Origin of the sequence: Bacillus sp. R86525, from assembly GCF_042466195.1 — a bacterium.
In the GTDB taxonomy this organism is placed as follows: Bacteria; Bacillota; Bacilli; order Bacillales; family Bacillaceae_G; genus Bacillus_A; species Bacillus_A nitratireducens.
This window is the reverse complement of record NZ_JAXHPX010000007.1, coordinates 3099570-3112716: the sequence shown is the minus strand read 5'-3', so window position 1 is coordinate 3112716 and position 13147 is coordinate 3099570. Positions and strand designations below refer to the sequence as shown.

General features: G+C 33.8%; 12 protein-coding genes. 8 read left to right on the top strand and 4 right to left on the bottom strand.

All coding sequences use genetic code 11. The annotated features are described in order from the left end of the window. Positions 1–24: 24 nt before the first annotated feature. The 3 genes from SJY24_RS18535 to SJY24_RS18525 are packed head-to-tail and all read left to right on the top strand — an operon-like array spanning position 25 to position 4138. Positions 25–1734, top strand: coding sequence for an acyl-CoA dehydrogenase family protein (locus SJY24_RS18535; protein ID WP_377865763.1), 1710 nt, complete (start codon positions 25–27; stop codon positions 1732–1734). 16 nt (positions 1735–1750) lie between these two features. Beyond that, a complete protein-coding gene (locus SJY24_RS18530; protein ID WP_377865761.1) occupies positions 1751–2641 on the top strand; it encodes an NAD(P)-dependent oxidoreductase in 891 nt (296 codons plus the stop codon). Between the two features lie 36 nt (positions 2642–2677). Further along, positions 2678–4138, top strand: a complete 1461-nt coding sequence (locus tag SJY24_RS18525) for a CoA-acylating methylmalonate-semialdehyde dehydrogenase (protein WP_377865760.1) — start codon at positions 2678–2680, stop codon at positions 4136–4138. A gap of 61 nt (positions 4139–4199) precedes the next feature. Here SJY24_RS18525 and SJY24_RS18520 read toward each other — a convergent pair whose 3' ends face one another. Further along, entirely contained in the window at positions 4200–4832 is a 633-nt protein-coding gene (locus SJY24_RS18520; RefSeq protein WP_377867275.1) for a LysE family translocator, read from the bottom strand. Positions 4833–4990: 158 nt separating this feature from the next. Continuing rightward, the gene (locus tag SJY24_RS18515) at positions 4991–6043 is read right to left on the bottom strand and encodes an enoyl-CoA hydratase/isomerase family protein (RefSeq protein WP_377865759.1); all 1053 of its coding nucleotides are present in this window, start codon (positions 6041–6043) and stop codon (positions 4991–4993) included. A 359-nt stretch (positions 6044–6402) separates the two neighbouring features. Here SJY24_RS18515 and SJY24_RS18510 point away from each other — a divergent pair, with 359 nt between their 5' ends. The 4 genes from SJY24_RS18510 to SJY24_RS18495 all read left to right on the top strand — a co-directional run bounded on the left by SJY24_RS18510 (position 6403) and on the right by SJY24_RS18495 (position 11343). After that, positions 6403–6660, top strand: a complete 258-nt coding sequence (locus SJY24_RS18510) for a hypothetical protein (protein ID WP_001119412.1) — start codon at positions 6403–6405, stop codon at positions 6658–6660. A gap of 184 nt (positions 6661–6844) precedes the next feature. Next, entirely contained in the window at positions 6845–7084 is a 240-nt protein-coding gene (locus SJY24_RS18505) for a DUF2584 family protein (RefSeq protein ID WP_000667340.1), read from the top strand. 15 nt (positions 7085–7099) lie between these two features. After that, positions 7100–8257, top strand: a complete 1158-nt coding sequence (locus tag SJY24_RS18500) for an exonuclease SbcCD subunit D (protein WP_377865758.1) — start codon at positions 7100–7102, stop codon at positions 8255–8257. After that, on the top strand, positions 8254–11343 hold the full coding sequence (locus tag SJY24_RS18495; protein WP_377865757.1) for an AAA family ATPase: 3090 nt from the start codon (positions 8254–8256) through the stop codon (positions 11341–11343). The genes SJY24_RS18500 and SJY24_RS18495 overlap by 4 nt, the downstream gene beginning before the upstream one ends. Positions 11344–11466: 123 nt before the next feature. On the opposite strand, the gene SJY24_RS18490 is transcribed toward SJY24_RS18495, so the two are convergent. After that, positions 11467–11640 carry a hypothetical protein gene (locus tag SJY24_RS18490; protein ID WP_001142748.1) on the bottom strand — a complete coding sequence of 58 codons (174 nt, stop codon included), beginning with the start codon at positions 11638–11640 and terminating at the stop codon, positions 11467–11469. Positions 11641–11975: 335 nt separating this feature from the next. Here SJY24_RS18490 and SJY24_RS18485 point away from each other — a divergent pair, with 335 nt between their 5' ends. Further along, a complete protein-coding gene (locus SJY24_RS18485; RefSeq protein WP_097832019.1) occupies positions 11976–12275 on the top strand; it encodes an ArsR/SmtB family transcription factor in 300 nt (99 codons plus the stop codon). 58 nt (positions 12276–12333) lie between these two features. Here the strand turns inward: SJY24_RS18485 and SJY24_RS18480 are convergent, their stop codons facing one another. Continuing rightward, on the bottom strand, positions 12334–12519 hold the full coding sequence (locus SJY24_RS18480) for a YkvS family protein (protein WP_000646796.1): 186 nt from the start codon (positions 12517–12519) through the stop codon (positions 12334–12336). Positions 12520–13147: the final 628 nt, after the last annotated feature.

Here is a 13147-nt window from a genome sequence, read left to right as displayed (position 1 = left end):
GGCCGAAATGATAGGGGGATTCAGATGGAGAAAACGAAGTTACCTTGGGATGAATTTTTTTCACTCAATAAAGATGTGAACAATACTTTCTTTACACCAGAAGATTTTTCAGGAGATGAAGATTTAATTGCAAAAACGACAGAACAATTTGTAAAACAAGAAATTGTTCCACAAATTGAGAACATTGAACAACATAACTATAACGTTTCTCGTCAATTATTTGAGAAAGCTGGGGAACTTGGATTATTGGGCATTGAGGTACCAGAAGATTATGGCGGGTTTGAGTTAGGAAAGGCTGTCTCAGGTCTTGTAGCAGAGAAAATGGGTTACGCTGGTGCATTTAGCGTTTCATTTAATATACACGCTGGTGTAGGTACATTGCCTTACATATATTACGGAACGAAAGAACAAAAAGAAAAATATTTGCCGAAAATTGCGTCTGGAGAATGGATTGGGGCTTATGCTTTAACTGAGCCCAATGCTGGTTCTGATGCATTAAGTGCAAAAACGAGCGCAGTATTGAATGAAGATGGTACTGCTTGGAAGTTGAATGGTGAGAAGCAGTGGATTACAAATGCTCATATGGCAGATGTATACGTTGTTTTTGCGAAGACAAATAAAGGAATGACAGCGTTTATTGTCGAAAGAACATGTAAAGGTGTATCAATAGGATTAGAAGAAAAGAAGATGGGGATAAAAGGTTCTTCAACAGCGACGCTTATTTTAGAAGATGTTGTTATTCCTGCTGAAAATGTTTTAGGGGAAGTTGGGAAAGGGCACCACGTAGCTCTTAATATTCTTAACTTCGCTAGACTAAAACTTGCTTTTGGAAATATTGGAACAGCAAAACAAGCAATCGGTTTGTCGGTTCAATATGGAAAAGAGCGAAAACAGTTCCAAACGGAATTAGTAGATTTTCCGATGATTCAAGAGAAAATTGCAAATATGATCATTGCTACATATGGAGCAGAAAGTGCAGCTTACCGTACTGCAGGTGTAATTGATGAAGCAATTCATGAGAGTGATGAAGATCTTATGAAAAAAATGTCCCAATTTGCAATTGAATGTGCACTGAATAAAGTAAACGCTTCTGAAACACTTGCTTATATCGTAGATGAAGCTGTACAAATTCATGGTGGTTACGGTTATATGCAAGAATACGAAGTAGAACGATTATATCGTGATGCTAGGATTAGTCGTATTTTTGAAGGAACGAATGAAATTAATAGATTAACAGTTGCAAAAATGTTAATGAAGCAAATCGAGCAAATAGAAGATGCTGAAGTAGAAATTGATGTGGCAAATGTAGAAAGAAACCATCGTTACATTTTATTAGCGAAAAAATTGTTGAAACAATCTTTGAAAACGCTCTCTAAAACTCCAGGGTTAAAAATTGATCAAGAGCAAGAATATTCACGTGTATTATCAAATATGTTGACGGACGTGTACGTCATGGAATCAGCATTTTTACGTACGAGTAAAGCAATTAGTAAAAATGGTGAAGAAAAAGAGCGTACGAAACAAATGATAACGGATGTTATTTGTGAAGAAGGCTATCGTAAAGTAGAAGAATCGGCGATTTCAATACTTTCAGCGGCTGTCACAGAAGAACAAGATAGACACGTAATTTTAGCTGAAATCCGTCAATTATTAGTGCCTTTATACACGAACGTATTTACGAAAAAGAGAGAAATTGCGAAAGCTATTATAAATCGTGGGAAATATATTGTGTAAATAGGAGGAAAGCGATATGAAAAAGATTGGTTTTATCGGCTTAGGTAACATGGGTCTTCCAATGTCTAAAAATTTAGTTAAATCAAGTTACACAGTATATGGAGTGGACTTAAACAAAGAGGCTGAAGCTTCCTTTGAAAAAGAAGGAGGAATTATTGGCTTATCAATCTCAAAACTAGCAGAGACATGTGATGTGATTTTTACAAGTTTACCTTCACCTCGTGCTGTTGAAGCAGTATATTTTGGGGAAGAAGGATTATTTGAAAATAGCCACTCGAATGTTGTATTAATTGATACAAGTACTGTATCTCCACAGTTAAACAAACTGTTAGAGGAGTCGGCGAAGGAAAAGAAAGTAGACTTTTTAGCAGCGCCTGTTAGCGGTGGTGTAATTGGAGCAGAAAATCGCACATTAACGTTTATGGTTGGTGGATCAAAAGACGTATATGATAAAACTGAATCTATCATGGAAGTGTTAGGAGCGAATATTTTCCACGTTAGTGAACAAATTGATAGCGGTACGACTGTTAAATTAATTAACAATCTATTAATTGGTTTTTATACAGCTGGTGTGAGTGAAGCTTTAACGTTAGCGAAAAAGAACAATATGGATTTAGATAAAATGTTTGATATTTTAAATGTAAGTTACGGTCAAAGTAGAATTTATGAGCGCAATTATAAAAGTTTCATTGCATCCGAAAACTACGAGCCAGGCTTTACTGTGAATTTATTAAAGAAAGATTTGGGATTTGCAGTAGATTTAGCTAAAGAAAGCGAACTTCACTTACCAGTAAGCGAAATGCTATTGAACGTATATGAAGAAGCGAGTGAGGCAGGATATGGTGAAAACGATATGGCTGCTTTATATAAGAAAGTTAGCGAACAATTAATTTCTAATCAAAAATAATAGACTTATATACATCATAAAAAAGGAGAGAATATAATGATTACAACTGAAATTAAACGAGTGAAAAATCATATTAATGGTGAGTGGGTAGAGTCTACTGGTACAGAAGTAGAAGCAGTTCCAAATCCAGCGACTGGAAAAATTATCGCTTACGTTCCGCTATCTCCGAAAGAAGATGTTGAAAAAGCTGTTGAAGCGGCAAAAGCAGCATATGAAACATGGTCTAAAGTACCAGTTCCGAATCGTTCAAGACAATTGTATAAATATTTACAGCTTTTACAAGAAAACAAAGAAGAGCTTGCAAAAATCATTACGCTAGAAAACGGTAAAACACTAACAGATGCAACTGGTGAAGTGCAGCGTGGTATTGAAGCAGTAGAACTTGCAACATCAGCACCAAATTTAATGATGGGACAAGCTCTTCCGAATATTGCTAGCGGAATTGATGGGTCGATTTGGCGCTATCCAATCGGTGTAGTTGCTGGTATTACGCCGTTTAACTTCCCAATGATGATTCCATTATGGATGTTCCCACTTGCAATTGCTTGCGGTAATACATTCGTATTAAAAACATCTGAAAGAACGCCACTTTTAGCAGAGCGACTTGTAGAGTTATTCTATGAAGCTGGTTTCCCAAAAGGTGTATTAAATTTAGTACAAGGCGGAAAAGATGTTGTAAATAGCATTTTAGAAAATAAAGATATTCAAGCTGTTTCATTCGTTGGATCTGAGCCGGTAGCTCGTTACGTATATGAAACAGGTACGAAACATGGAAAACGTGTACAAGCGTTAGCAGGTGCGAAAAACCATGCGGTTGTTATGCCAGATTGCAACCTTGAAAAAACGGTACAAGGTGTAATTGGGTCTGCGTTCGCAAGTAGTGGAGAGCGCTGCATGGCATGTTCAGTAGTAGCAGTAGTTGATGAAATTGCTGATGAATTCATTGATGTATTAGTATCAGAAACGAAGAAGTTAAAAGTAGGTGACGGTTTCAACGAAGATAATTATGTTGGACCATTAATCCGTGAATCTCATAAAGAACGTGTTTTAGGCTATATTAATAGTGGTGTAGCAGATGGAGCAACTTTACTAGTCGATGGCCGTAAAATCAATGAAGAAGTTGGGGAAGGTTACTTTGTTGGTGCAACGATTTTTGATGGTGTAAATCAAGAAATGAAAATTTGGCAAGATGAAATTTTCGCTCCAGTATTAAGTATTGTAAGAGTAAAAGATTTAGAAGAAGGTATTAAGCTGACAAATCAATCGAAATTTGCGAATGGTGCTGTTATTTATACATCAAATGGAAAACATGCACAAACATTCCGAGACAATATTGATGCTGGTATGATTGGTGTGAATGTTAATGTTCCAGCACCAATGGCATTCTTCGCATTTGCAGGAAACAAAGCTTCATTCTTTGGAGATCTTGGTACAAATGGTACGGATGGCGTTCAATTTTATACACGCAAAAAAGTCGTAACTGAGCGTTGGTTTTAAGAAATAGTATGTAAGTTGTTACATGTAAAAACCACTCTAAAGAGTGGTTTTTTATTGTGTATTAATTATTTCTTTCAAAGGCTAATTTAATACCAAATCCAATTAAGACGAGTCCTGTAACCCCTTGAATATAACGCTGTGTCTTCGGTTTTTTCATAAAAGCACTAATTTTATCAATTAAAAATATATAAAAAGCAAACCAAATGACTGTTAAAATGAGATAAGTAAGTCCCATAACGAGAAGTTGTATAAATGTATTATGATTTGGGTTTAAAAACTGTGGTAAAAAAGTTAAAAAGAAAACTGCAACCTTAGGGTTTAGTAAATTTGTAAGAAACCCTTGGCGAAAGCAGGAAGTATGTTTATTTTCATTATTTATTGGAACTTCATTTGTAGTTAAGTCTCCTGTGCTTCTTACTGCTAAAAGGGCTTTAATACCAATATAGACTAAATATATAGCACCAACATATTTAAAAATAGAAAATAAAAGAGCAGACTTTACAATAAGTGCCGAAAGACCAATTACAGCAGCTAAAGTGTGGATTAAAAGCGCAACACAAGTACCAAAAACTGTTTTTACGCCGCCGATTTTTCCAGCAACCAATGTGTTTTTCGTAGCCATTGCTGTATCAGGACCGGGTAGAATAATAAGACATATAGACATAATAATAAACAAAAAATAATTTCCCATAATGTTATCCGCCTTCCTTTATGTTTTTAGAAAATTCTATTAACGATAGTTTAACATACATTGTAGTTAAATAAAATTAAATTATATTTAAAATTATTTAACTGAAAAGAAGAGGCCATATAGAGTAGCTGAGAGTAAGCTACAATATATGGTCTCGTTGTTTAGGCGTTAAGTAAGTTAAAGAAACGATTTACATCTTCTTCTGAAACATCACTTAATTGTTTATATTTATAATTTGGATTTTGATCTTTATCAACTACAATGGAGCGTACTCCTTCAAAGAAATCTTCATGTCGCATGAAGTTTTTAGCGAGTATAAGGTCTGTCGCGAAACATTCTTCAACTGACTTTTCTTGGCCATCGATAAACTGTTTTAATGTTACTTTTAATGAAACAGGGGATTTTGATAATAGCTTTTCTTTCGTTGCTTGGGCAAAGGAACTTGGATCTTTCTCTAACGATTGAATGATTCCTTCAATTGTATCGAATGCAAAATGCGAATTAATTTCTTCTAATGAAGAAGAAAGATTGCCATCTAAGTTTGGAGCAGTTGCAAATGTACGAATAACTTCTTTTAAATGAGTATGTACATCTTCTTTATTCCAATTTACATTTTCAAGTGCGGTAAGGAAATTTGGTAATGAATCTGATGTCATAAAATAATCAGCAGCGTTTATATATAATACATCAGGAGCTTTTAAAATGGATGCTGTTAAAGCAACATATCTGCCAGTAGATCCAGGAGCTTTATTTAAGAAATAAGCAGCACCGACATCTGGGAAGAAACCGATGTTCATTTCAGGCATTGCCCACTTCGTACGCTCTGTTACGATTCGATATTTAGCCCCATTTGTCAGACCAACACCACCGCCCATTACGATTCCATCTAAACAGGCGATAATTGGCTTTTTATATTGATAAATAAATGTATCAATTTCATATTCTTCTTCAAAAAATTGTTCTGCATGCTGTAATGCAATCTCATTTGAACGTGCTTCGTATAGCGTTTTAATGTCGCCACCTGCACAAAAACCTTTCGTTCCAGCTCCTTTTAAAACGATTACTGTAATTTGATCATCTTGTTCCCATTCTTTAAGTTTTTGCCCAATTGGTTTTAACATGTCATAGGATAAAGAATTAAGTGCTTTTGGACGGTTTAAAGTAATAGATGCAACGCCGTTTTCGCTAACAGAAAATAAAACGTGTTCAGTCATTATAAATCCTCCCTTACATATCTTCCTATTCTTATTTCTTGATACATGATGAAATGTCCTTTATAAATTTGTCTAATATTGGCGCTATAAGGATTAATATGTACTCCGCATATTTTGACGAGTTATATTTGCAGGATTCTGAAGAATGAAGAGGAATATTACAACATTACTGTAAGCACAATTATTTGGAATTATAGTGTTGAAGGCGCTATTATATGTATAACTTATATTTAGTTATTATGCGTGGCGTAACAATCTATTAAAGAGTGGATGTAGAAAAGATTAAAAAGCTGAATTATCTAACTTTTAAAGACCGTTGGGTTTGTATATAATTAGAAATAGAGAAAGGAGAGATCGGAATGCCAGGACCATTACTATTGTCGGTAATTATTTTGTCATCTCTTATGGTAGGAATTACACAGTATTTTCATCATACAGATACGACAGAAGAAGTGAAGGATAAGGTGCGTCTCGTGTTTCCGATTTTTATAATATCTATTTCCATATGTTTTTTACTAAATAAAGATGGGTATGTAGTGGCCGTATTCGCGTTTTTTGTAGCGATTGTCTTAATAACTGTATTGTACTACGTTATGAAAGAGTACTTACAAAAATAAGGATGCCTGAATGGCATTTTTATTTTTGTAGATTGAAAATTTCACATACCGTATTTTATGTGAAAAAACATAAAATATTTATAATTAAAAAAGTATGTACATCGCGGTGTATTTACTTGTCAATCTTGCATGACCACTATACTATTAAAATGTAGAGATTAGAAAAAAAGGGGTTGTATCTAACATGAAATTTGAGATGCACACAAAAATTATTTCAAATGAAAAAGAAGTAAGATTACATATAGAAGATAATTTATTCCAATTAAATTTAGATGGTTATCATCTATTTACTGTTCAAGAAATATTGCCTTTATATAAATCAAACGAAGAAAGAATCGGTAGTGCAATTGTCCAAAAGTTAGAATGGGAGAACGGAAAAACTACACTAAACTATCAGCTCGTTTCACTACAATCAGTAAACTAAAAGGAGAAGGATAATATGAAGTTTTTTCATACAGCGGATTGGCATTTAGGTAAGCTTGTTCATGGTGTATATATGACTGAAGATCAAAAAATTGTGTTAGATCAGTTTGTACAAGCTGTTAAAGAAGAAAAACCGGATGCTGTAATTATTGCAGGAGATTTATATGACCGAGCAATTCCACCTACAGAAGCAGTAGACTTATTAAATGATGTATTACAAAAAATAGTTATTGATTTACAAACACCAGTAATAGCAGTTGCAGGAAACCACGATAGTCCGGACCGTATACATTTTGGTAGTAATTTAATGAAAAAACAAGGATTACATATTGTTGGACAATTCCAGTTTCCATATAATCCTGTTGTTTTAAATGATGAATACGGAGAGGTTCATTTCCATCTCATTCCGTATGCGGATCCAAGTATTGTTAGACATATATTGAAAAATGAGGATATTCGTTCTCATGATGATGCGATGCGTATTTTTATGAATGAACTTTCTGAAACGATGGATAAAGAAGTGAGACATGTATTTGTAGGACATGCATTTGTAACTTCTTCAGGAGAGGCTGAGGAAAATACAAGTGATGCGGAACGACCACTTTCAATTGGTGGTGCTGAATATGTAAATAGCCATTATTTTGATAAGTTTCATTACACGGCGCTTGGTCATTTACATCAAGCGCATTTTGTACGTAATGAGACAATTCGTTATTCAGGTTCGCCACTTGCCTATTCTATCTCTGAAGAAAAACATAAAAAAGGATATTATATTGTGGAACTGGATGAAAAAGGTGAAACAACAATTGAGAAACGTTTACTTACACCACGTCGTAAAATGCGTACAGTAGAAACAAAAATAGATGATTTATTGCATCATCCAGTAAATGAGGATTATGTATTTGTGAAATTATTAGACGAAAATCCAGTCTTGCAGCCAATGGAAAAAATACGTTCTGTATACCCAAATGCAATGCATGTTGAAAGATCTATTCAAAGACGAGAGTTCACAGATGAAAATGAAGTAACTATTTCAAGACATAAAACGGATGATTTATCACTTTTAAAAGCTTTTTATAAAGAAATGAAAGGGTTAGAGTTATCAGAAGAGAAAGAACGTCTATTTATAGAGGTATTACAAACAGTGCAAGAACGGGAAGGTGAACGAGGATGAGACCGATTCAGCTAATTATGACAGCATTTGGGCCCTATAAACAGAAAGAAGTAATTGATTTTGATGATCTTGGAGAGCATCGTATCTTCGCCATTTCTGGTAATACAGGGGCCGGAAAAACAACGATTTTTGATGCGATTTGTTATGTGTTATATGGAGAAGCTAGTGGAGAAGAGCGTAGTGATACAAGCATGCTTCGTAGTCAATTTGCTGATGATAATATTTATACAAGTGTGGAATTAACCTTTCAATTAAAAGGGAAAAGATATGAAATAAAACGACAACTGGGTCATAAAAAACAAGGAAATAAAACAATTACAGGACATGCAGTTGAATTATATGAAGTAATTAATGAAGAAAAGGTTCCTTGTGTCGATCGTTTTCATGTAACGGATGTAAATAATAAAATTGAAGACTTAATTGGATTAAGTAAACATCAATTTAGCCAAATAGTAATGTTACCGCAAGGAGAGTTCCGAAAACTATTAACGTCTGAAACAGAAAATAAAGAAGAGATATTACGTCGTATTTTTAAAACAGATCGTTATAAGCTAATGCGTGAGTTACTTGATCAAAAACGAAAACAATGGAAAGACGTCTTACAAGAAAAGCAGAAAGAGCGAGAGCTATACTTCCGTAATGTTTTTAAATTACCAATTCGCGATGGATCATTATTAGAGACATTAGTGGAACAAGAACATGTAAATACGCATCAAGTAGTAGAAGCATTAGAACAAGAAACAGCTGCGTATAAGGCAGAGGTTGAGCAATTACAAGTAGAACAAGAAGTTCAAACGAAGCAATTAAAGGATGCTGAAACACGTTTTCATGCAGCGAAATCTGTAAATGAGAAATTTATAGATTTACAACAAAAGAATGAGAAATATAATACTTTACAAGAGAACCGTACAGTTATTGAAATGAAAGAAAAATCTTTTAAACGTGCGGAACAAGCAAAGCGCTTATTACCATTTGAACAATGGTACGAAGAAGCAATGCAAAATGAGCAGAAGGCTGAAAGTTTGTTAAAACAGATAATCGCCAAAAAAGAAAATATAACGAATAACTTTGAACTTGCTCAGGAGAAATATGAAGCAGTAAAGAATAAAGAACCTGAGAGAGAAAATGCAAAAAAACTCGTTCAAAGATTAGAAGAGTTACAACCGATCATTGCATCATTAGCTGAGAAACAGTTGAATTTACAAAATACAGAAATTCAAGTAGAGAAATTAAAAGAAAGTATGCAAAACTTAGATCGACAATTAGAGGAGCATACAAATCAAAAACAGCTAATGTCTGATGAATTACAGCAATTAGAAGTAGCGCTTGAACAATATGTAGCTAAAGTAGAAGAACTAACGAATATGCGAGAAGATGCAAAAGTTTTAAAGCAAGCATATGATGTTTCGCAAGAAAAACAAAAATTCGAGCAAGAAAAAGAATCGGCATATAATAAGATGCAATTGGCAGTTAACGCATATGAAAATATGGAACGTCGCTGGTTAAGTGAACAAGCTGGTATATTAGCTCTTCATTTACATGATGGTGAATCTTGTCCAGTATGTGGTAGTACGAACCATCCGAAAAAAGCTACAGAGCAAAGTGATGCGATCGATGAGAAAGAGTTAAATGATTTAAGAGCTAAGAAAAATGTTGCTGAAAAATTACATGTTCAATTAGAGGAGAAATGGAATTTCTATCATCTTCAATATGAACAGGTACTAGAAGAGGTTAAGAAGCGAGGCTATCGCTCGGAAGAATTAGTTGAAACATACAGTGCGCTTGTTCAAAAGGGAAAACAATTAGCAACTGAAGTGAATACGTTAAAAGCAAGCGAAGAAACGCGTAAGCAAACAGCTGTGAATATAAAAAGCGTAGAAGAAAAAATAGATGTACTTCAGAAACAAAAGCGTGAGGTAGAAATAGAGCAGCACCGTATAGAAATGGAGTGTATGCAGCTTCGTACGTCATATGAACATGATAAGAAAAGTATTCCTGAAAGCTTACAAACAGTACAAGCTTGGAAAGTTCAGTTTGACCAAGCTATGAATGAACTCAGATTAATGGAAGACGAATGGAAGAAAGTGCAGGAAGCGTATCAACATTGGCAAAATGAAAATATACGTATTCAAGCAGAACAGGAAAGTGCTTCTAATCAATTTGAAAGTACAAAATTGAAGAAAGAAGAGACGTTTACTCGCTTTATGAAAGAGCTTGAACAGAGCGGATTTACAGATCAAATCATGTATAAAGAAGCTAAATTAAATGATATCGAGATGGAGATGTTACAAAAAGAAATTCAAAGTTATTATTCATCTCTTGAAGTGCTTGCAAAACAAATTGAAGAGTTACATGCTGAATTAAAAGATAAAGAGTACATGGATATTACGGCGTTAAGTGAACACATAACAGAATTACAAATTAATCTTGATATAATAAAAGAAAAACGTCAACGTGCGCAAAATGCGGTAACATATATTTCTGATTTACATGAAAACATTAAACGAATTGATGAACAAATTCATGAGGAAGAAAAAGCATTCCAAGAACTTGTTGATTTATATGAAGTAATGAAAGGGGATAACGATAGTCGTATATCCTTTGAACGCTACATCTTAATTGAGTATCTAGAACAAATTGTTCAAATTGCGAACGAACGATTACGTAAATTATCAAATGGACAGTTTTATTTAAAACGAAGTGAACGAGTTGAAAAGAGAAACCGTCAAAGTGGATTAGGATTAGATGTATATGACGCATACACAGGTCAAACACGAGATGTAAAAACATTATCTGGCGGTGAGAAATTTAACGCATCACTTTGCTTAGCACTTGGAATGGCAGACGTAATTCAAGCATATGAAGGTGGTATTTCCATCGAAACGATGTTTATCGATGAAGGATTCGGCTCATTAGATGAAGAGTCATTAACGAAGGCGGTTGATGCCCTAATTGACTTACAAAAATCAGGCCGCTTTATTGGTGTAATTTCACACGTCCAAGAACTGAAAAACGCAATGCCAGCTGTATTAGAGGTAACGAAGCAGAAGGATGGGTGTAGTCAGACGAGGTTTGTGGTGAAATAAGTTCAATTATAATTCATGCTCAAAGTATTGTTTGCAATTTTCCAGTATAGAACTTACGAAAAAACAAATGCCGCCTCGTTATAGAGATGGCATTTGTTTTTTATTCAAAACTACATAATTCACCTACGAGTTATCTGTAGAAGGCGGTGTATTTTCTAAGCGATTATACGTTTTAAAGGCCGAAATTGCTGATATAACACCACCTACTAGAAATAAAGCTGATCCGCCGACCAATATGATACGACTGACATATGTTTCGCGCGCTTCTTCAACTTCTTCTTGTAACATTGTTGGCATTTAAATTCCCCCTAAACAACATTTCTTTTGTAGATAGTATATACAAACGCCTAAAATATGTTAAAACCACTGGATAGTATTATGAGGAAGTATGTAGTTAGATGTGAATTGTTTGAAAAATCTTCATTATAAATTTATGCTAACTTCACATAGAGCACAAATTGAAATTGTATTATGTATATGTACCAAATAGATGAATTTGTATAGTATTGCTGTTTTTAAATAATCAAAATCCTATTATTTCTATATAAGGGTCTTAATTGTATATTAGAGGTAATATTTTATTTAGAAGCAGATTTTAATAAAAAGGAATTCAAATAAAAGGGGAATGTCTTATGACAACATATACGAGCGAGATAAAAAAAAGTTTAGTAACTGAAGAAGATGTGGATATTTTAAAAATAATGGCGCATCCAATACGATTACAAATTGTAAATGAATTAAGTGCACGCAAAACTTGTAATGTAACACAATTAACAGAAATATTAAATATTCCTCAATCGACTGTTTCGCAGCATTTATCAAAAATGAAAGGTAAAGTGTTAAGAGCTGAGAGAAGAGGGTTAGAAATTTATTATTACATTAATAATTTAAAAGCAAGCAAGATTGTTAGTGTTTTAGGATATATAAATTAATGAAGTGTTATTATACAAAATAGCCTCCGCTGTTAAGCAGGGGCTATTTTGTATTGTTTTATTTATTTGCATTTAAAATTTTATAGTTTTTATGATTTACTATTGTTCGATCAAATTCAAAAGTACCACCGCTCACATCTGTAACTTCAACTAAGACCGATTCAGTGTATAGTTTTAGTACAGATCCTGTAATCTTTAAGTTACTTCGTTGAAATAGTATAGTATCCCCTACGTTTGCTTTCATAGTACCTCCTTATAAAAGACAGAAATGTTTGTTTATTATATATATTAAACCACGTATAGATATATTAGTGAATGTTTAGTTTTATTTATCAATAAAATATTTGTTGTTTAATAAACTGAAAGTGCAACATTATGTAAATAGATTGTATATTTTCTATTTTTATGTAGGAAATTGGAAGTACAAAAGAGTGGGATTTTTGAGCACAAGCCTTGTAACGAAAAGCCAGTTTATAGGACTATTAAATGACTTGTATCAAGGAATGCGGACGCAACATGTTACAAAGCTGAGGAGTTAAAAAGAATATGGTGTTTATTTGTTCGTATAGGATAATCAAAATTTTGAAGTCCAGCCATGGTGTAACAGGGCGCATAACTTTTTATAAAAGAGGATATGAAAACACACATAAGTCGTATTGATGTAAAACATTATAAAAGCTGCTACGTATTTAACAAGTAATTTTTTGTATTTCACCCTTCGTTTTCTGTAACTGATTCCATATTTTTGACGCTCCGTCTTGTAAGTGCTTACATAAGCGGGAACATCCTATACAATGAAGTTGTTAAATCGAATGAGGTGGCGAAAATGAAAATAAAAAAAGCATATTTAGCGAATAGCATTGAAATAGAAA